At 71.2% G+C, this 20,044-nt stretch carries 17 protein-coding genes and 1 pseudogene; 11 read left to right on the top strand and 7 right to left on the bottom strand.

Features of this window, described 5'->3' with window-relative positions:
* Positions 1 to 114 precede the first annotated feature (114 nt).
* Positions 115 to 1,332: an AAA family ATPase gene (locus tag D1J63_RS34825; RefSeq protein WP_125634522.1), complete on the top strand. Its 1,218-nt coding sequence runs from the start codon at positions 115 to 117 to the stop codon at positions 1,330 to 1,332.
* A 20-nt stretch (positions 1,333 to 1,352) separates the two neighbouring features.
* Positions 1,353 to 2,999, top strand: a complete 1,647-nt coding sequence (locus D1J63_RS34820; protein ID WP_232250451.1) for a VWA domain-containing protein — start codon at positions 1,353 to 1,355, stop codon at positions 2,997 to 2,999.
* Positions 3,000 to 3,023: 24 nt separating this feature from the next.
* On the opposite strand, the gene D1J63_RS34815 is transcribed toward D1J63_RS34820, so the two are convergent.
* Positions 3,024 to 3,839 carry an SAM-dependent methyltransferase gene (locus D1J63_RS34815; RefSeq protein ID WP_125634520.1) on the bottom strand — a complete coding sequence of 272 codons (816 nt, stop codon included), beginning with the start codon at positions 3,837 to 3,839 and terminating at the stop codon, positions 3,024 to 3,026.
* A gap of 53 nt (positions 3,840 to 3,892) precedes the next feature.
* The gene (locus D1J63_RS34810) at positions 3,893 to 4,768 is read right to left on the bottom strand and encodes a helix-turn-helix transcriptional regulator (protein ID WP_125634518.1); all 876 of its coding nucleotides are present in this window, start codon (positions 4,766 to 4,768) and stop codon (positions 3,893 to 3,895) included.
* Positions 4,769 to 5,039: 271 nt separating this feature from the next.
* Here D1J63_RS34810 and D1J63_RS34805 point away from each other — a divergent pair, with 271 nt between their 5' ends.
* The 3 genes and pseudogenes from D1J63_RS34805 to D1J63_RS34795 form a co-directional block, all read left to right on the top strand.
* Entirely contained in the window at positions 5,040 to 5,543 is a 504-nt protein-coding gene (locus D1J63_RS34805) for a hypothetical protein (protein ID WP_125634516.1), read from the top strand.
* A gap of 73 nt (positions 5,544 to 5,616) precedes the next feature.
* The gene (locus D1J63_RS34800; RefSeq protein WP_125634514.1) at positions 5,617 to 6,810 is read left to right on the top strand and encodes a glycoside hydrolase family 64 protein; all 1,194 of its coding nucleotides are present in this window, start codon (positions 5,617 to 5,619) and stop codon (positions 6,808 to 6,810) included.
* Between the two features lie 102 nt (positions 6,811 to 6,912).
* Positions 6,913 to 7,764: pseudogene (locus tag D1J63_RS34795) on the top strand (glycoside hydrolase family 16 protein); the annotation flags it as partial.
* A 124-nt stretch (positions 7,765 to 7,888) separates the two neighbouring features.
* On the opposite strand, the gene D1J63_RS34790 reads toward D1J63_RS34795, so the two are convergent.
* On the bottom strand, positions 7,889 to 8,035 hold the full coding sequence (locus tag D1J63_RS34790) for a hypothetical protein (RefSeq protein WP_102928769.1): 147 nt from the start codon (positions 8,033 to 8,035) through the stop codon (positions 7,889 to 7,891).
* A 240-nt stretch (positions 8,036 to 8,275) separates the two neighbouring features.
* On the opposite strand from D1J63_RS34790, the gene D1J63_RS34785 reads away from it, so the two are divergent.
* The 5 genes from D1J63_RS34785 to D1J63_RS34765 all read left to right on the top strand — a co-directional run bounded on the left by D1J63_RS34785 (position 8,276) and on the right by D1J63_RS34765 (position 13,740).
* Positions 8,276 to 8,620: an STAS domain-containing protein gene (locus D1J63_RS34785; protein WP_125634510.1), complete on the top strand. Its 345-nt coding sequence runs from the start codon at positions 8,276 to 8,278 to the stop codon at positions 8,618 to 8,620.
* Positions 8,621 to 8,755: 135 nt separating this feature from the next.
* Positions 8,756 to 10,969, top strand: coding sequence for an alpha-N-acetylglucosaminidase (locus D1J63_RS34780; RefSeq protein ID WP_164713109.1), 2,214 nt, complete (start codon positions 8,756 to 8,758; stop codon positions 10,967 to 10,969).
* Between the two features lie 5 nt (positions 10,970 to 10,974).
* Positions 10,975 to 11,826: a glycerophosphodiester phosphodiesterase family protein gene (locus D1J63_RS34775; RefSeq protein ID WP_241235641.1), complete on the top strand. Its 852-nt coding sequence runs from the start codon at positions 10,975 to 10,977 to the stop codon at positions 11,824 to 11,826.
* 44 nt (positions 11,827 to 11,870) lie between these two features.
* Complete coding sequence (locus tag D1J63_RS34770) at positions 11,871 to 12,404, top strand: NUDIX domain-containing protein (protein WP_125634504.1); 534 nt, start codon at positions 11,871 to 11,873, stop codon at positions 12,402 to 12,404.
* A gap of 139 nt (positions 12,405 to 12,543) precedes the next feature.
* A complete protein-coding gene (locus D1J63_RS34765) occupies positions 12,544 to 13,740 on the top strand; it encodes a glycoside hydrolase family 64 protein (RefSeq protein ID WP_102928774.1) in 1,197 nt (398 codons plus the stop codon).
* A gap of 67 nt (positions 13,741 to 13,807) precedes the next feature.
* On the opposite strand, the gene D1J63_RS34760 is transcribed toward D1J63_RS34765, so the two are convergent.
* From D1J63_RS34760 to D1J63_RS34745, 4 genes are all read right to left on the bottom strand, one after another.
* Positions 13,808 to 15,247: a GH1 family beta-glucosidase gene (locus tag D1J63_RS34760; protein ID WP_125634502.1), complete on the bottom strand. Its 1,440-nt coding sequence runs from the start codon at positions 15,245 to 15,247 to the stop codon at positions 13,808 to 13,810.
* A gap of 96 nt (positions 15,248 to 15,343) precedes the next feature.
* Positions 15,344 to 16,267: a carbohydrate ABC transporter permease gene (locus D1J63_RS34755; protein ID WP_125634500.1), complete on the bottom strand. Its 924-nt coding sequence runs from the start codon at positions 16,265 to 16,267 to the stop codon at positions 15,344 to 15,346.
* Between the two features lie 12 nt (positions 16,268 to 16,279).
* Complete coding sequence (locus D1J63_RS34750) at positions 16,280 to 17,275, bottom strand: sugar ABC transporter permease (RefSeq protein WP_102928777.1); 996 nt, start codon at positions 17,273 to 17,275, stop codon at positions 16,280 to 16,282.
* 104 nt (positions 17,276 to 17,379) lie between these two features.
* Positions 17,380 to 18,690 carry an ABC transporter substrate-binding protein gene (locus D1J63_RS34745; RefSeq protein WP_102928778.1) on the bottom strand — a complete coding sequence of 437 codons (1,311 nt, stop codon included), beginning with the start codon at positions 18,688 to 18,690 and terminating at the stop codon, positions 17,380 to 17,382.
* Between the two features lie 329 nt (positions 18,691 to 19,019).
* Here D1J63_RS34745 and D1J63_RS34740 point away from each other — a divergent pair, with 329 nt between their 5' ends.
* Positions 19,020 to 20,033: a LacI family DNA-binding transcriptional regulator gene (locus tag D1J63_RS34740; RefSeq protein WP_125634498.1), complete on the top strand. Its 1,014-nt coding sequence runs from the start codon at positions 19,020 to 19,022 to the stop codon at positions 20,031 to 20,033.
* The last annotated feature ends 11 nt before the right edge of the window (positions 20,034 to 20,044 follow it).

Genomic DNA, 20,044 nt, shown 5'->3' with positions numbered 1-20,044 from the left:
CCCCGGTGCGGGCCGAGGCACCGATCCCGGGCCACGGGGCCACGAGAACGGACGTTCGGGCGGGATAGGCTCTGATTTGCCAGCCCACCCGGACCGTCACAGGAGGAGTCGGCCATGGGCCCACAGGACCCGCAGGAGGCACCGGCCGCCCAGGACACGGCCGTGCGACTCCGGGCGATCGGCGCCGAGTTGTCGGACCGCTTCCTCGAACGGGCCGACGTCGTAAGGACGTTGCTGGTGACGCTACTGGCCGGCCGGCACTCGCTGCTGCTCGGCCCGCCGGGGACGGCCAAGTCCGAACTGGCCCGGGAACTCACCGGCCGGATCGTGGGGGCGTCGTACTGGGAGATCCTGCTGTCCAAGTTCACCGCGCCGACGCGGATGTTCGGCCCCGTCGACGTCGCCGCGCTGGCGCGCGGGGAGTACCGCCAGGTCTACGAAGGCCGCGCCACCACCGCGCACGTCGCGTTCATCGACGAGATCTTCAAGTGCTCCACGGCGGCGCTCAACGAGACGCTGGGCTACCTCAACGAGCGGATCTACCACCCCGAGAGCGGTGGCGAGCCCGTCCACTGCCCCCTGATCGGGGCCATCACGGCGAGCAACGAGCTGCCCGACGGCGAGGACTCGGCCGCCATCTACGACCGGCTGCTGGTGCGGATCGAGGTCAAGTACCTCGAAGATCCCTCGAACTTCGCCGCCCTGGTCCGCTCGGCCGTCGACCGCCCGGCGCCGCCGAAGCGGACCACCGTGGAACTGGCCGCGCTGCGGCACGCCGTGGCCGAGGCCGTCCCCGCCGTGGAGGTGCCGGACGGCATCGTGGACGCGGTGTGCACCCTGCGGGCCGCCCTGCGCCGCAAGGAGCTGATCGCCTCCGACCGCCGCTGGCGGCAGGCGGTGCGCCTGCTCCAGGCGTCCGCGTTCCTCGACGGGCGGCCCGCGGTCGCCGAGAGCGACCTGTCGGTGCTGACCCACGTGCTGTGGGACTCCCCCGCCCAGCGCCCGACGGTCGAACGCGAGGTGCTGCACCTGGTCAACCCGGACGCCAAGGAGGCCCTCGACCTCGCCGACACCATCGACGAACTGGAGACCCAGCTCGACGCGATGGCCGGGCAGTCCCGCGAGGCGCTGAGCGAGTGGGTCATCAAGAAGGCCCACCACCAGCTGGCCACGGCGGGCAAGCGGCTGGAGCGGCTGCGCGCGGACGCGGTGGTCGCCGGCCGCTCCACCTCCGCCATCGACCGGGTCACCGGCCGCCAGCGCGCCGTCCGCGCCCGGGTCCTCACCGAGGCTCTCGGCGTGGACGCGAGCACGGTGCAGGCCCAGCTCTGAACGCGGGAGCGGACGGCACCATGGACGACGACGCGCACGCGCACCCGGACGCGGCCGAGGACGGGGCGATGGGCCGGCTCGACGAGCTGGCCGGCCGGGCCGGGACATGGCTGGCCCTGTCGGCCGCCGCTCCGGCACGCCACAGCGGTGCCGTGGTCGCGGACCGTTTCGACCGCATCACCTGGCACGACACCTACGAGCAGTCCGCCGCGCTGCGTGAGCTGGCCGGGGAGCTCGACGAGCGGCACGCGCACACCGCGGACCTCCTCACCGACGTCTTCCTGGCCGCGTACAAGGCCGCCCCGCGGCTGCGCGAGCCCGCCGAGATGGAGCACTCGCGGCTGGTCAACCACCGTGTCGTCGCCGCCCTGCTGGAGTCGCCGGGCTTCGCGGAGCTGCACCGGGAGACGGTCGGCGACCCGTACGCCGCCGCCCTGGCCGTGCTCGCGCAGGGCACCGCGCTGCGCAGGATGCTGGACGACGCCCGGCCCGCCCGGGCCCGGGACGAGCGGGCGGGCCGGGCGCGGCGGGACGCGGGGGACGCGGCGACCGACGTGGCCGAGACGCTGCGGCAGGCCGCCGACGAGGCCGACGAGGACGGCACCGTGCCGGGACCGGCCGCCCACGCCGTACGACGGGCGGTCGAGGCCGCGGAGGCCGCGGCACGCCGGGCCGACGACGAGTCCGGCCGGCCCCTCGCGGCGGCGGCCCCCGGCGTCCGAGCCGCCGCGCGGCAGGCGGTGGCGAGGTCGGCGGCGGCCGTACGGGAGGAGGCCGCGCTGATGCGGGCCTGGGGTGTCGGGTCCGGCGAGCTGGAACGGATGCCCTTCGACGAACGCGCCCGGCTGGCCGAGCGGCTGCGCACCGGCCGGCTCGCCGAGTGGGCCGAACTGATCGGCCGTTTCCGGCAGATGGCCGACGGGGAGCGGGCCCGCAAGGTGGAGAACGCCACCGGAGAGCTGATCGGGGTCACCCTCGGCAACGACCTCTCCCGGGTCGTGCCGTCCGAGCTGGCCAATCTGGGACTGCCGGAACTGCGGGCGGTGTTCGCCGCGCGGTACGCCGCCGGGGAGCTGATGCTCTACGACAGCCAGGGCGAGCAGGCCACCGGCCGGGGCGCCGTCATCGCGTGCGTGGACACCTCGCACTCCATGTACGAGGCGGGGCCCGGCGGCATCACCCGGGAGGCGTGGGCGAAGGCGTGCGCGCTGGCGCTGCTGGACCAGGCCCGCCACGCGGGGCGCGACTTCGTCGGCATCGTGTTCTCCGCCGCCGACAAGCTCCGGGTCTTCCGCTTCCCGGCCGACCGGCCCGCCGGTCTCGGCCGGACGCTCGACTTCGCGGAGACGTTCCTGGGCGGCGGCACCAGTTACCAGCGGCCGCTGACGGCGGCGGGGGAACTGCTCGAGGAGGAGTTCAACGCCGCCGCCCGTACCCGCGGGGACATCGTGATGCTCACCGACGACGACTGCGGCGTCACCGAGGAGTGGATGCGCGGCTGGAACGACGCCAAGCGCCGGCTGGGCTTCCGGGTCTTCGGCGTGGGCATCGGCGCCCCGCGCGTCGCGGCGGCCGGCTCGGTCCTCGATGCCCTGTGCGACAACCTCCGGTCCGTCGAGGACTTCACCGACGTCCACGCCGCGGCCGACCTGTTCCGCGTGATCTGACCGCCCTCCCGACCTGCGGGGCCGTCAGGGTTTGCGGGCGACCGCCCCGTACATCGCGATGTCCTCGTCCCGGATGCCCTGCTCGCCCGAGCCGTCCGGACGCCACTTGTGGACCTGGACGATGCCGGGTTCGGCGAGCTCCAGGCCCTCGAAGAACTCGTGGGCCTCGTCGAGGGTCCGCAGGCGCATCGGCATGTCGCGGGCGGCGTACTCGCGTGCGACCCGGCCCACCTCCTCGGGGGCGAACTCGGCGGTGCCGATGGTCATGGCCAGGTAGCTCCCCGCGGGCAGGGGCTCCAGGAGGCGGCGGACGATGCCGACCGCGTCGTCCTCGTCCAGGACGAAGTGGACGATCGCGATCACGGTGAGCGCGACCGGCTCGCCCAGGTCCAGGGTCTTGCGGAACTCGTCGGACTCCAGGACGGCTTCCGGGTGCTGGAAGTCCGCCTCGATGTACGTCGTGCGTCCCTCGGGCGTACTGGACAGCAGCCCCTGGGACAGGGTGAGGACGATCGGGTCGTTGTCCACGTAGACGACGCGCGACGCGGGGGCCACCGACTGCGCTATCTCGTGCAGGTTGGGCGAGGTGGGGATGCCGGTGCCGATGTCGAGGAACTGGCGGATGCCCGCCTCCTCGGCCAGCCATCGCACGGCGCGGTTCATCCAGTCCCGGTTGGCCCGCATGTGGACGGGCAGGGCGGGCCATTCCCGGGCCATCGCGTCACCCGCCTCGCGGTCGGCGGGGTAGTAGTCCTTGCCTCCCAGGATGTAGTCGTAGATCCGCGCCGAGTGCGCGTGCTCGGTGTCGATTCGGTCGGCAGGCCATCCGCTGTCGGACAACGTCCGCCCCTCTCCGTCGTGTGGTTGGTACGAGTGGGCTCCGGGTGGTGACCTCACAGCTCCTTGCGCAGCGCGCCGAGGAGTTCCTCGGTGCCCCGGGCCGGCACCGCCTGGGCGCCCAGGCGGTCCAGGGCTTCGCGGTAGACGAGCACGTCGTCGGGCTTGTCCAGGTAGACGGCGCCCACGAGCCCGCCGAGGTAGACGATGTCGGGGAGTTCGGGAGCCCGGAACCGGAACAGGTCGTACGCGCCGGCGCGCATGGCCGGGTGCGGGCCGCCCGCGAACGGCATGATCTGGAGCGTCACGTTGGGCAGCCGGCCCACCTCGATCAGATGGTCCACCTGCTGCCGCATCACCTCGGCGCCGCCGACGGGCCAGCGCAGGACCGCTTCGTCCATCACGACCCACAGCCGGGGCGGGAAAGGACGGGTGAGTATCTCCTGGCGCCGCATCCGCAGGGCCACCCGCCGCTCGGTGGCCGCGGAGGAGGCGTGCGGGTTGCCGGCGCTCAGCAGGGCCCGCGCATAGGCCGGGGTCTGCAGCAGGCCGTGCACGAACCCGGACTCGTAGGCGCGGATGTGCAGGGCCGCCTGCTCCAGGCTCAGGTACGCCGCGAACCAGTCCGGCATGACGTCGCGGTAGGTGTGCCACCAGCCTCTCTTGTTGGCCTCCCGCGCCGACTTCAGGAAGGTGTCGATCTCCTGCCGGTCGCGGACGCCGTAGGTCTGGAGCAGCTTCTCCACGTCGGGAAGGCGCAGCCGGGCCACCTTCGCCGCCTCGAGCCGGCGGATCGTGGAGTGGCTCACCCCGATGGCCTCACCGGCCTGCTCGAAGGTGAGTCCGGCACGGGTGCGCAGCTCCTCCAGCTGCCTGCCGAGGATCATCCGCAGCACGGAGGGGGCGCCGCCCCAGTCGGTCTCCGCGGTCACACTGTCACCCTTTCACCGTCCCGCGCCCGGGACCCGGCCCACGAGTCTGTCACGGAAGCCGCTGCCGCAGGAGCATGCATCCGGACAGCTGCAATTTTCAACTTGGCGGTTGCGCACGGTTGTTGAGGGGTGACACAGTGACGACACCGCCCTCTGCCTTCCTCGACCGACGACCAGGACCGTTCTGTTTCGGCCACCCGCCCGACCAGCGGGACGGTCGCGCATGACAACGTTTCCCCGCCGTCCGTCGCGGCCAAAGGACTCACCCCCCATGGACCTGCAGCCCGCCCGTGACCCACGTCCGTCCGCGGCCACCGTCCGCGACCGCTCCCGCCCGCCCGGCACCGCCGCCCGCCCACCCCGCCGACCCGCCCCGGGCCCCGCCTCGCTCCGTCTCCCGGCCGGTGTGCACGCCGGGCTCGGGCACGACGCCGTGGGCACCTCCGCCGCCCACGGGGAACACATCCTGGCCCACCTGCCCCGCGCCGGCTGCGTGTTCGCCGACGGGGAGCGCTGGTGGTGGATCGTCCCGTCCGGCTCCGACATCGGGGTCGTGTGGCCGTTCGGCAGCCACTACGTCGTCGGCGATCCTTCCTGGACACGGCCGCGGCCCGTGGGCGGGCCGACCGGTCCGCGCCTGATCCACGGCCCCGACGGCGACTCGCCCTACACGGCGCCGCTCCCGCTGTACTTCGTCGTCTGCCACCTCGCCGGTGTACCACCTCGCTGGTCCCTCGCTTCACCTTCCGAACCCGGAGGGTCTTCTTCCGATTGATCTCGTTCAACTAGTTGACATGTTCAGGCAACGGCTACGAGGCTGCAACTCCCCCCACACCAAGGAGGACCGTGTGCTTTCCCCACGCAAGCTGACGGCGTCCCTGGCCGTCGCGGCGTCGTTCGGTGCCGTCGCCGTCCTCGTCGGGCCGGCCGAACCGGCTTCGGCGGTGCCGGACACCATCCCTCTCACCCTGAAGAACGACTCGGGCAGTGCCGAACCGGTCTACGTGTACGTGATCGGCACCGAACTCGCCTCGGGGCAGCAGGGATACGCCGACGAGAGCGGCACCTTCCACGCCTGGCCCGCCGGCGGCGCCCCGCCGGTCCCGGCCCCGGACGCCTCGTTCACCGGCCCGGCAAACGGCGGGTCAAAGACCGTTCGGCTTCCGAAGTTCTCGGGTCGGGTCTACTTCTCCTACGGCGAGAAGCTGGACTTCCGGCTCGCCGAGGGCGGGCTCGTGCAGCCCGCCGTCCAGAACGCCGACGACCCCAACCACGACACGCTGTTCAACTGGACGGAGTACACGCTCAACGACTCCGGGCTGTGGATCAACTCCACCCAGGTGGACATGTTCTCGGCGCCCTATTCCGTCGGACTGACCGCGGGCGACGGCTCCACGAAGCAGACCGGTTCACTGAAGCCGGGTGGCTACAAGGCGGTCGTCGACGGCCTCACGCAGCAGGGCGGCGGCTGGCAGGGCCTGGTCCAGACCCGCGGCGACGGCTCGCCGCTGCGCGTCCTGGCCCCCGGGCACGGCATCGGCTCCGGCGATCTGCCCGCCGGCGTGATGGACGACTACATCGACCGCGTATGGCGCAAGTACGCCTCCGAGACGCTGACGGTGACGCCGTTCAAGGAGCAGCCGGACACGAAGTTCTACGGCAGGGTGAACGGCGACCGGATGGACTTCACCGACGGCGGCGGCGCCGTGGTGACGTCGTTCGAGAAGCCGGACTCCGACTCGGTCTTCGGCTGCTACAACAAGCTCGACGCCCCCAACGACCAGGTGCGCGGCCCCATTTCGCGGACGTTGTGCGCCGCCTACAACCGCTCCACGCTGCTCACCCACGCCGAGCAGCCCGACGCAGACGCCTCCGGCTTCTACCAGGACGACGTCACCAACCACTACGCCCGCCTGATCCACGCGCAGATGCGGGACGGCCGGGCGTACGCCTTCGCCTTCGACGACGTGGGCAACCACGAGTCCCTGGTGCACGACGGCGACCCCGAGGACGCCGCGATCACGCTCGAACCGTTCGCCTGACCGGTCCCGGCCGGCCCCACCCGCGCCCGGAACCGCGCACCTCTTCCCCCACCTCGGCGCCCGCTCCCCCACCGTGGGAGCGGGCCCACGAAACGGAGAGACATGGCCTCCCCACGACTGCTTCGCAGTTGCCTTCTCGCCACCCTGTCCGCCACGCTCGTAGCGGCCGCCGCCGTGACCCCCGCGCAGGCGGAGCACCGGCCGGAGTCCGCCGCGGCGGTGACGTTCTCCGACACCTTCGACGGACCCGCCGGATCGGGCGTCGACGCCGCCAAGTGGCAGTTCGAGACCGGCGACAACGTCGACAACCACGAGCGGCAGTACTACACGCCCGGCACCGACAACGCGAAGCTCGACGGCCAGGGCCACCTGGTGATCGAGGCACGGCGCGAGAACCCGGGCAACTACCAGTGCTGGTACGGCACGTGCGAGTACACCTCCGCGCGTCTGAACACCTCCGGCAGGTTCACCGCGACGTACGGCCACGTCGAGGCCCGGATGAAGATCCCGCGCGGGCAGGGCATCTGGCCCGCCTTCTGGATGCTGGGCCAGGACATCGGCGAGGTCGGCTGGCCCGCCTCGGGCGAGATCGACGTCATGGAAAACGTCGGCTTCGAGCCGTCGACCGTCCACGGCACCATCCACGGCCCCGGCTACTCGGGTTCGGACGGCATCGGCGCGGGCTACACGCTGCCGAACGGCGAGGCGTTCGCCGACGCCTTCCACACCTTCGCGGTGGACTGGGCCCCGGACAGCATCACCTGGTCGGTCGACGGCAACGCGTACCAGACCCGTACGCCGGCCGATCTGAACGGCGACGAGTGGGTCTTCGACAAGCCGTTCTTCCTCATCCTGAACCTCGCGGTCGGCGGCTACTGGCCCGGCGACCCCGACGGCTCGACCACGTTCCCGCAGCAGCTGGTGGTCGACGAGGTGAAGGTCAGCACGAGCGACGGCTGACGAACCCCGTCGGCACGCCGCGCGTCGCCCGGTCCGTGACCTGCCGGGTCTCGTGACCGGTCACGTACCGGGCGACGCGCGCCCTCCCCGTCTCGGAGAGAGGCCTCAGGGAGAGTCCTCAGAGAGAGGTCGTTCGAGCGACGTCGGCGGCCGGAGCATCCTCGTCCGGGGCCGCCGGAGGCGGAAAGATCAGGTCTTCGAGCGCGTCCGCGGCGAAGAGGAAGGCCATCATCACGACTGGTAGGAGCAGCGCGAGCAGAATCACAGGACCTCCCGGCGGGTCGGTCTGTGGGCTTCGTGGCCCGGCTTCAAGGATGGACCCGAATGGCGGAACTCGCACGGCGGGAGGGTCCCGGGCCCACGGGGAGGGGCCGACGGCCGTGGCCCGATCGAGGCACCGGCACCACCTGCGGTGATCCTTTGGCCAGTCGTTCACGCATATGCAGAACGAATGTGCGGCGCCACCTCGGCACTACCTCTGCCCAGGGCATGCCGTTGAGTACGTATGGAACCTCCCATCGAGATCAGCCACAGCGACGTCGGAGACTGGACGGTCGTGGAGATCCGCGGAGAGGTGGACGTGTACACCGTGCCGACGATCAAGCAGTTCGTGATCGAGCGGCTGGCCGACGGTCTCCGCCGGTTCGTCGTCGACCTGCGCGGCGTGGCGTTCATCGACTCCATGGGCCTGGGGGTGCTGGTCGGCGCGCTCAAACGGGTCCAGTCCGTGCACGGCGAACTGAAACTGGTCATCACCGACGCCAACACCAAGCAGCTCTTCGCCCTGACCGGCCTGCGGCACGTCTTCCCGATCTACGACTCGGTGTACCAGGCACGACGGACGTCGTAGCCGGGTGATGGCCGAAGACCCACCCGCGCCCGGCGGGGCCGTCTTGACTGGCTGCTCGCCCGCCCCCATTCTCACCAACACCCCGTCGACAACTCCCCAGAGGTGACCGTGAGAAGCCTCAGACCCTGGGCTGCCGTGTGCGCAGCCATCGCCCTCGCCCTTCTCACCACCACGCTCACCCCCAGCTCCTCCCCCGCGGCGGTCTCCCCGCCGGGCGGACCGGCCTTCTCGCCGCACTCCGCCAGGGCGGCACTCGCCCGCCTGCTGCCGCGGCACGCCTCGCAGATCACGCTGGTCCCTGCGCGCCGTCCGGCCTCCGGCGACTGGTTCGGTGTCTCCGGACGGGCCGGCCACGTCCGGGTCACCGGGACCAGCCCGGCCGTGCTCCTCAGCGGGGTCAACTGGTACCTCAAGTACACGGCCCGGGTGGACCTCGGCTGGCCCGGACGCAGTACGGCGAAGCTGCCGCGCACTCTTCCCGCACCGGACGGCACCGTCCGCCGGCAGGCTTCGGTGCCGCATCGCTTCGCGCTCAACGACACCGACGACGGCTACTCGGGTGCCTACCGCGACTGGGCCTCCTACGAGCGGCAGATCGACCTCCTCGCACTGCACGGGGTCAACGAGGTCTTCGTCCAGATGGGCGCCGACGCCGTCTACTACGCAACACTCCAGGAGTTCGGCTACTCGAAGAAGGAACTCAGGGCCTGGATCCCCGGCCCGGCGCACCAACCGTGGTGGCTGATGCAGAACATGTCCGGCTTCGCCGGCCCGGTCTCCGAGCGGCTGATCGAGGACCGGGCGGCGCTCGGCCGCAGGATCGCGAACCGGCTGCGCGAGCTCGGCATGACGCCCGTACTGCCCGGCTACTACGGGACCGTGCCGCCGGGTTTCGCGGAACGCAACCCCGGCGGGACGGTGGTCCCGCAGGGCCAGTGGGTCGGCTTCGAGCGTCCCGATTGGCTGGATCCGCGCACGGGAGTGTTCTCCAGGGTCGCCGCGTCGTTCTACCGCCATCAGCGTGAGCTGTTCGGCGACTCCGCGATGTACAAGATGGATCTGCTGCACGAGGGCGGCCGGCCGGGGGACGTGCCCGTCGGGGACGCCGCCCGGGCCGTGATGAACGCGCTCCAGACCGCGCACCCCGGCGCCGTGTGGACCCTGATCGGCTGGCAGAACAACCCCTCGACGCAGATCATCGACGCCGTCGACAGGAGCAGGCTCCTCATCGTCGACGGTCTGTCCGACCGCTACGACGGCCTCGACCGCGAGACCACCTGGCACGGGGCGCCCTACGCGTTCGGCACGATCCCGAACTTCGGCGGTCACACCACCGTCGGCGCCAACACCGCCGTGTGGGCCGAGCGTTTCGACCGGTGGCGCACCAAGCCCGGCAGCGCGCTCGCGGGCATCGCGTACCTTCCGGAGGGCACGGGCGGCAATCCGGTCGCCTACGAACTGTTCACCGAACTGGCCTGGCGCAGCGCCCCGGTGGACCACTCCGCCTGGTTCGCGGCGTACGCGGAACGCCGGTACGGCCGGGCCGACCCGCACGCGGCCCGGGCCTGGGAGCTGCTGCGCGCGGGCCCGTACAGCATGCCGTCCGGCAAGTGGAGCGAGGCGCAGGACAGCCTCTTCACCGCCCGCCCCCGGCTGACGGCCGCCTCGGCGGCCAGTTGGAGTCCCGGCGCGATGCGCTACGACCCGGACACGGTGCGCGAGGCGCTGGCCGAACTCCTCCAGGTCGCACCGGCGCTGCGGACGACCGACGCCTACCGCTTCGACCTGGTCGACGTCGCCCGCCAGGCGCTGGCCAACCGCAGCCGTTCGCTGCTGCCGGAGATCGAGGAAGCCTACGAGGCCGGGGATCTGCCCGGGTTCCGTGCGGGGGCCGCCGAGTGGAAGAGCGATCTGGCTCTGCTGGACCGGCTGCTCGCCACCGACACCCGCTTCCTCCTCGGCCCCTGGCTGGAGGACGCCAGGTCCTGGGGACGCACCGCGGCGGAGAAGGACGCCGCCGAGTTCGACGCCCGCTCCATCCTCACCACCTGGGGCGACCGGTCGGGCAGCGACGCGGGCGGCCTGCGGGACTACGCCAACCGGGAGTGGTCCGGGCTGGTCCGCGACTTCTACGCGATGCGCTGGACGACGTACCTCGACTCCCTCGACACCGCGCTGGTCACCGGACGGCCACCGGCCGCCGTCGACTGGTTCGCGCTGGAGAACGCCTGGAACCAACGGCACGACCGCTATCCCGTCGAGGCCTCCGGCGATCCCGTGGCGACGGCCGCCGAGGTGCTCGACGCGCTGCCCGCGACGGCGCCGGCGGCGTCCGGGGAGGCACGGTGAGGCGGGTGAGCGGCAGAGCCGCCGGGCTGGTCGTGGCCGTGCTGAGTGGTGTGGTGCTGGCGGTGACGTCGACGCCCGCGCAGGCCGCGACCGACGGCCCCGACGTCATCGCCCACCGCGGCTCCTCCGGCATGGCACCCGAGAACACCGCCGCCGCCATCGACCTCGCCGTCCGCCAACGCGCCGACCACGTCGAAATCGACGTCCAACGCACCAAGGACGGCACACTCGTCAACTTCCACGACTGCACCATGGAACGCACCACCAACGTCGAAGACCTCTACCCCGGACGCCCCAGCTACCGCGTCTCCGACTTCACCTGGAACGAACTGCGCCAACTCGACGCCGGCTCCTGGTTCCACGACAAATACGCCGGGGAGCGGATCATCACCCTCGACACCGTCATCCGCCACCTCCAGCACACCCCCACCGGACTCCTCGCCGAAATCAGCCCCTGCAGCCAATACGGCACCACCATCGCCACCGACCTCGCCCACAACCTCAACGCCAAACCCCGCTACGTCCGCAACGCCCTCGCCCACGACCGACTCGCCGTCCAGTCCTTCCAGACCGACGACGCCCGCACCTTCCACGACCTCATCCCCGACATCCCCATCGGCATCCTCGACGCCGACCGCCCCACCGACACCGAACTCGTCGAACTCAGCCAATGGGCCGACCAGATCAACCCCCAACACACCGTCACCGACCAAACCCTCGTCGACCGCATCCACCAACTCGGCATGACCACCAACGTCTGGACCGTCGACGAACCCGGCACCATCCGCAAAATGCTCAACCTCGGCGTCGACGGCATCATCACCGACTACCCCCAAACCCTCACCCAGCGGGGGTGACACCGCGCCGGCTGCCGCCCGCCGGCATGGTGTGGAATGACCGGATGAGTGATGACGCACCGCGCGCCGAGCGCCCCGAACGTGTCCGTCCCGCCGCGCAGAGCCTCACCGGCGTCGGTCTCGCCGTTCTCGATGCCGCCGGACGGGTGCTGCTGGGGCTCGGTCACGACGGGCGCTGGGAGCTGCCGGGCGGGAAGGTGGACGCGGGCGAGGATTTCGAGAGGGCCGCCGTCCGGGAGCTGGCGGAGGAGACCGGGCTCGTGGCGGCTCCCGCGGACGTGCGGGTGCTCGCGGTACTCGTCGACGGCGTGGGCGGGCTGACCCGGGTGACCGCCGCGGCCGTCACCGACCGGGCGACCGGTGCGCCCCGGGTCACCGAGCCCGACAAGATCGAGCGCTGGCAGTGGTTCGCCCGCGAGGCCGTTCCGTCGGCGCTCTTCCCGCCGTCCGCCTCGGTCCTGGACTGCGTGTGGCCCGGCTCGGAGCGGCGGGGCGCCGAAGGGGTCCGGCACTACGCGCTGGCCGGCCCCGGGGTGAACGGCAGCACGCGCCGTGACGGGGACGCCGGATCGCGGTAGCTCCGTCACCTCGTTCCTGGAGTCCCGGCGCCGGGCAGGACCGCCGCACGCATTGACATGGACGCGTCCTGGCGCAACGCTGAGAGCGCTCTCAGAATCGGTACGGACCAATTCCCCCACACCCGCACGGAGGTGGAGAGTGCTCTCCCGACTCAGACACCGTCTGCTCGCCGTGGCCGCGGCCGCAGGCCTGACCGGCGCCCTGCTCACGTTCGGTGCCGCACCGCCCGCGGACGCCGCGGTGCCCGCCACCATCCCCCTGAAGATCACCAACAACTCCGCCCGCGGCGACGCCGTCCACATCTACAACCTGGGCACCTCGCTGACGACCGGTCAGCAGGGCTGGGCGGACGAGAACGGCACCTTCCACGCCTGGCCCGCCGGCGGCAATCCCCCCACCCCCGCCCCGGACGCGTCCATCCCCGGACCGGCCGCCGGACAGACCAAGACGATCCGCATCCCGAAGCTGTCGGGACGCATCTACTTCTCCTACGGCCAGAAGCTCGACTTCCGGCTGACCACCGGCGGCCTGGTCCAGCCCGCCGTCCAGAACCCGAGCGACCCCAACCGCGACATCCTCTTCAACTGGTCGGAGTACACGCTCAACGACGGCGGGCTGTGGCTGAACAGCACCCAGGTCGACATGTTCTCCGCGCCCTACACGGTCGGCGTGCAACGCGCCGACGGCGGCGTGACCAGCGCCGGGCAGCTCGAGCCCGGTGGCTACCACGGAGTCTTCGACGCGCTGCGGGCGCAGCCCGGCTGGGGCGGACTGATCCAGACCCGGCCCGACGGGACCGTACTGAGAGCACTCGCGCCGCTGTACGGAGTGGAGACGGGGGCGCTGCCCGCCTCGGTCATGGACGACTACATCAACCGGGTGTGGCAGAAGTACGCGACGACCACGCTGACCGTGACACCCTTCGGGGACCGGCCCGACACCAAGTACTTCGGCCGGGTGTCGGGCAACGTCATGAACTTCACCAACACCTCCGGCACGGTCGTCACCAGCTTCCAGAAGCCGGACGCCTCCAGTGTCTTCGGCTGCCACCGGCTCCTGGACGCGCCCAACGACCAGGTGCGCGGGCCGATCTCCCGCACGCTGTGTGCCGGGTTCAACCGCTCGACGCTGCTGAGCAACCCCAACCAGCCCGACCCCTCGTCGGCCGGCTTCTACCAGGACGCCGTGACCAACCACTACGCCCGGATCATCCACGACCGCATGGCCGACGGGAAGGCGTACGCGTTCGCCTTCGACGACGTCGGCAACCACGAGTCGCTGGTGCACGACGGCAACCCGGTCGAGGCCCGGCTCACGCTCGCCCCGCTCGACTGACCCGCCGGCGGGTACGAGTCCGCCCCCGTCCCCCGCCGGTGCGGTGGAGGACGGGGGCGGTGCGGTGTCAGGCGCCGGGCAGTACGCCGGTGCGGGCGACCTCGGAGTACCAGCGGGCGCTGGCCTTGGGGATGCGGGTGCCGGTCGGGTAGTCGACGTAGACGGCACCGAAGCGCTTGCTGTAGCCGTGGGCCCACTCGAAGTTGTCCAGCAGGGACCACAGGAAGTAGCCGCGCACGTCCACGCCGTCCAGGATGGCCTGGTGGACGGCGGCCAGGTGGTCGCGCACGTAGGCGATCCGGGCGGGGTCGTTGACCTGGCCGGCCGGGTCGGCGTAGTCGTCGAAGGCGGCGCCGTTCTCGGTGATGACCAGCGGCAGCCTCGGGAAGTCGGCGGACAGCCGGCGCAGCAGGTCGTAAAGGCCGCTCGGGTCGACGGCCCAGCCCATCGCGGTGGTGTCGCCGGGCGGCTGGTGGAAGGCGACGCGGTCCGCTCCCGGCCAGGGGCTGTGGGCGCTGTTGCCGTGCCCGTCGGAGGTGTGGGTGGCGCTGCCGTCGGTCTCGGACACCACGGTGGGGGTGTAGTAGTTGACGCCGAGGAAGTCCAGCGGCTGGTGGGCCCGGCGCAGGTCGCCGTCCTGGACGAAGGACCAGTCGGTCAGCCCGGCGGTGTCCTTGAGCAGGTCCTCCGGGTAGGCGCCGTTCAGCATGGGGCCGGTGAAGACCCGGTTGGCGAGCGCGTCGATCCGGCGGGCCGCGTCGACGTCGCCGTCGCCGCCGGTGAGCGGGCGGACGTGGTGGACGTTGAGGGTGACGGACACCTGGGCGTCGGCGCGCACGCGGTCGCGCAGGGCCTGGACGGCCAGCCCGTGCGCCAGGTTCAGGTGGTGGGCGGCGCGCAGGGCGGCGACCGGGTCGGTGCGCCCGGGGGCGTGCACCCCGGAGCCGTAACCGAGGAAGGCGCTGCACCAGGGCTCGTTGAGGGTGGTCCAGGTCCGCACCCGGTCGCCGAGGGCGTCGGCGGCGAGGGCCGCGTACTCGGCGAACCGTTCGGCGGTGGCGCGCTCGGGCCAGCCGCCGGCGTCCTCCAGCTCCTGGGGCAGGTCCCAGTGGTAGAGGGTGGCGACGGGCTGGATGCCCTTCTCCAGCAGCTCGTCCACCAGGCGCCGGTAGAAGTCCAGGCCCTTCTGCACGGCGGGGCCGCGGCCGGTGGGCTGGATCCGGGGCCAGGCGAGGGAGAAGCGGTAGGCGCCCAGGCCGAGTTCGGCCATCAGGGCGACGTCCTGGCTGCGCCGGTGGTAGTGGTCGGTGGCGATGTCACCGGTGTCGCCGTTGCGGACCCGGCCGGGCGTGCGGGCGTAGGTGTCCCAGATGGACGGGGTGCGGCCGTCCTCCGCGGCGGCCCCCTCGATCTGGTAGGAGGCGGTCGCGGAACCCCACAGGAAGCCCTTGGGGAAGGTGCGGGCGGCGTGCGGGGCGGATGCGGTCTGCTGTGCTGCGGTGACCACGTAGGTCCTTTCAGTGGTGGGTGAGTGCGCGGGGCGCGCGCCCGACGAAGTGGTGTGCGGCCCGGACGGCGCGGGACCGGGCCGCACGGCGGCCGGTCAGCCCTTGACGGCGCCGGCCATGATGCCGCTGACGATCTGACGGCCGAAGACGACGAACATCGCCAGCAGCGGCAGGGTGCCGAGCAGCGCGCCGGCCATGATCAGCGACTGGTCGCGGACGTATCCCGCGCTGAGCTGGGTGAGCGCGACGGGGACGGTCGGGTTGGTCATGTCGAGGACCACGAACGGCCAGAAGAAGTCGTTCCACGCGTGCACGAACGTGATCATGAACAGTACGGCCATGGCGGGCCGCGCGATGGGCAGCACGATGCTGAAGAAGATCCTGAGCGAGTGCGCCCCGTCCACGCGGCCGGCCTCGACCAGCTCGTCCGGCAGCGCCTCCGTCAGGTACTGCCGCATGAAGAACACACCGACCGCGCTCACCAGCGTCGGGAAGATGACGGCGGGCAGCTGCTGCGACCAGCCGAGGTCGGCCATCATCATGAACAGCGGTACGACGGCGAGCTGCGGCGGCACCATCATGGTGCCGATCACCAGCATGAGCAGGGCGTTGCGTCCCTTGAACCGCAGTTTGGCGAAGGCGAACCCGGCGAGCGTGGCGAACAGCACGGTGGACAGGGCGATCACTCCGGCCACGATCAGACTGTTGATCATGGCCTTGCCCATCGCCGCCTCGTCCCAGGCCCGGGCGAGGTTGCTGAACAGGTTCGGGCCGGGCAGGAACGGGGGCGGGGTCTGGCTGACCCGGGTGTTGTCGGTGGACGCGGCCACCATCGTCCAGTACAGCGGGAAGATCGACAGGATCGCCATGATGGCGAGCAGCACATAGGCGAGGGGTCCGGCGTGGTGCTGGCGGCCCGCGCGCTGGCGCAGCAGCCGGCGGCCGCCGCGGCCGCTCGCCCTCACGGCGGGGGTCCGGTCCGGGGCTTCGGTCCGGGCCGGGAGACTTTGGGTGGTCATGACGGCTCCAGGTCAGGACGTACGGGAGCGCAGGCGCTTGACGACGCGCTGCACGACGAAGACGAGGACCAGCAGCATGAACATCGCCCAGGCGACGGTCGCGGAGCGGCCCATCTGGTAGTTCTTCCAGCCCTCCTCGTACAGCAGCAGGCCCAGCGTCTGGTACTGGTTGTCCGCGCCGCCGGTGACGCCGTTGGGCCCCTGGCCGAAGATCAGCGGCTCGCCGAAGAGCTGGGTGGCGCCGATCGTGGAGAGCACGATGGTGAAGACGATGGTGGAGCGGATCCCGGGCACGGTGACGTGGATGAACTGCTGCCACCGGGAGGCGCCGTCGAGGGAGGCCGCCTCGTACCGGTCGGCGGGGATGGCCTGCATCGCGGCCAGGTAGAGCAGCGCGTTGTAGCCGGTCCAGCGCCAGATGACGATCGTGGAGATGGCGATCTGGGCGGGCCACTTGTCGGCCTCCCAGTCCACCGGGTCGATCCCGACCGAGCCGAGCGCCCAGTTGATCATGCCGAAGTCGCGCTCGAAGATCATGGTGAAGACGAGGGCGGCCGCGGCGACCGAGGTGGCGTAGGGGACCAGGGAGGCGACCCGGAAGAACAGCGAGGCGCGCATCCGGTAGTTGAGCAGGTGTGCCATGCCGAGCGCCATCATGAGCTGCGGCACGGTGGAGATGACACCGATGGTGATGGTGTTCTGCAGCGCGTTCCAGAACCGTGAATCGCCCCACAGCTCCACGTAGTTGTCGAACGCCACCCACTCCATGACATCGAGGGTGGCCAGCTCCACGTCGTGCAGGGAGATCCACGACGTGTAGATCAGGGGGTAGAAGCTGAACGCGGCGAAGATGATGAAGAACGGCGCGACGAACGCGTACGGGGCGCCCTTGATGTCGAGCCGGTGCCAGAGCGCGCCGCGTCGCCGGGCGGTGCCCTCGCCGCCCGTCCGGGGGTTCGGACGCGGAGGCTCGTCCCCGGTCAGCGCCTTGGTGGTGGAGGTGGCCACCGGTCTTCCTTCCTGAGAGCGGATGGGTGGGCCTGGCGCCGGGCCCGCCGGCCAGGACCTGATCCTGGACGCGGGCGGGCCCGGTCGGCCTCGGGAGCGTGCGGTCAGCCGACCGCCTTCTCGATGCGCTCCCCGGTGGTCTTCCACGCCTCGTCACGCGTGGCGTCGCCCTGCTCGATCAGGGCCAGGCCCTGGGAGAAGGTGTCCTTGATGGTGCCGTCCTTGCGGCCGAGGACCTGCTTGTCCGGGATCTCCTGGGCGGCCGCTCCGAAGATCTGGCCGATCGGCGCGCCGCTGAAGTACTCGGACTTGGCGTTCTTCACCTCGGGGCTGTCCAGCGCCGTGCGCGAGGAGGGGATGTTGCCGATCTCCTTGAAGATGTGGGCCTGCTGCTCGGGCGCGGTCAGCCAGGCGACGAGCTTCTTGGCCTCCTCCTTCACCGGGCTCTGCTCGACCACACCGAGGAAGGAGCCGCCCCAGTTGGCGCCCTTGGGGGCCTTGGCGACGTCCCACTTGCCCTTGTTGGCGTCGCCGGCCTTCTCGCTGATGTGGCTGAGCATCCACGCCGGGCACACCGCGGTGGCGAAGGTGCCGTTGGCCAGACCCGGGTCCCAGCCCGGCTGGAACTGGCGGAGCTTGGCGGTCAGACCGTCCTCGGCCGCGTCGGCGGCGAGGTTCCAGGCCTCCTTGACGGCCGGGTTGGTGTTGTAGATCAGGTTGCCGTTCTCGTCGTAGTACTGCTCGGGGTAGCCGTAGACCATGGCGTTGAACAGACCGCTGGCCGCGTCCATGTAGGCCACGTCGCCGCCCTTGAAGCCCTTCTTGAAGGTGCGGCCGACCTCGACGTACTTGCTCCAGTCGCCCTCCCAGAGCTTGGCGACCTCCTCGCGGTCGGTGGGCAGGCCCGCCTTCTCGAAGTAGTCCTTGCGGTAGCAGACGGCCATCGGGCCGATGTCGGTGCCCAGGCCCAGCACCTTGCCGTCCTTGGTGGTGATCTGGGACTCCTTCCACGGCAGGAAGTGGTCGGTTCCCTCGACCTTGGAGAAGTCGGCGAACTTGTCCGCCTGGGTCTCGGTGATCTCCTTGGCGCGGCCGATCTCGATGCCCTGGATGTCCTTCAGGCCCTTGCCCGCGGCGAGCCTGGTCTGCAGCGCGGTGTAGTAGGTCTGCTCGTCACCGGCTATCTCGGCCTTGATGTCGACATTGGGGTTCTCCTTCTCGTACTGCTCGAGGAGGCCCGTCTCCTTGATCCCCATCACCCCGTACATGCCCATGGTGATGGTGACCTTGCCGTCCTTCTTGCCACCGCCGGTGGCCGAGTCGTCGCTGCCGCCGCAGCCGACGACGAGTGCCAGCGCGCCGACGGCCGCGGCCGTCGCCACCGCCCTTCTGCGCAACGAACCGAAAGTGCCCATGGATCTTCCTCCTAGCGACGGCGCTGACACATCGGAGTGACGAGTTCTGCGATGACTACTGCGATGGCTACAGCGATGAGAGACAGCGGCTCGAACACGGGATGGGAACGTTCCCAATTTTCGTGGGCACGTTCCCAACGACGCATCGAAGACTCATGGCTCCGGTGCCGATCTGTCAATGACTTGAACGCAAGTTCCCGCAGCCGTCCGCACGTCGCGTTCGCCTCCCGATGGGCCGGGGGTGCTCGGCCGGCCGCGGTGTCTGCAAGAATTGCCGCAGGTCACCTCCGCGGCAGGCACCCCCGCCGCGGCCGCCGAGGGGGGAGCACATGACCGGCAACCGCCGTCCAACGATCAAAACGGTCGCCGCCCGCGCCGGCGTGGGCCGCACCACGGTCTCCCGTGTCGTCAACGGCTCGGAGCTGGTCAGTGCCGATGCCCGGGAGCGAGTGCTTGCGGCGATCAAGGAACTGAACTACGTTCCCAACTCGGTCGCCCGGGGCCTGGTCACCAACCGCACCAACGCCGTGGCCCTGGTGATCCCGGAATCGGAGAGCCGGCTCGGCTCCGAGCCGTTCTTCGCCGCGCTGATCCGCGGGGTCAGCGGCGCCCTCGCCGAGAGCCGCACCCAGTTGCAGCTGATGCTCGTCCGCGACCAGGCCGAGCGTGACCAGCTGACCGAGTCGGTCGCGACCCGCCGGGTGGACGGCGTGCTGCTGGTCTCCGTGCACTCCGAGGACCGGCTGCCGGGCATGCTGGAGGAGATGGGCCTGCCCACCGTGCTCGCCGGCCGCCGCGACGCGGGCGAACGGCTGAGCTACGTCAACTCCGACAACGCCGGCGGGGCCGCCGCCGCGGTGCGGCATCTGCTGGGCAGCGGACGGCGACGGGTCGCCACCATCACCGGCCCGCTGGACATGGACGTCGGCCGCAGCAGGCTGGCCGGTTGGCGCACCGCGCACACGGAGGCGGGTGTTCCCGCCGCCGAACTGCTCGTCGAGGCCGGTGACTTCACCGAGGAGGGCGGCGCCAACGCCATGCGTTTGCTTCTTGAACGCGCCCCGGATCTGGACGCCGTCTTCGCCGCGTCCGACCTCATGGCCGTCGGCGCGCTGGCCGAACTGCGCCGGTGGAAGCGGCAGGTGCCGGGGGATGTCGCCGTCGTCGGCTTCGAGGACTCCGTCCTGGCCCGGCACACCAACCCGCCGCTGACGACGGTGCGTCAGCCGGTGGAGGAACTGGGCCGGACCATGGCCCGCATCCTCACCGACATCACGCAGCACGGCGCGCCCCGGCAGCAGACGACACTGCCGACGGAGCTGGTGGTGCGCGAGTCGTCGTAGGAACCGACGCC

Origin of the sequence: Streptomyces sp. KPB2, from assembly GCF_003950055.1 — a bacterium.
GTDB lineage: Bacteria > Actinomycetota > Actinomycetes > Streptomycetales > Streptomycetaceae > Streptomyces > Streptomyces salinarius.
This window is presented reverse-complemented; position numbering and strand designations above follow the sequence as displayed.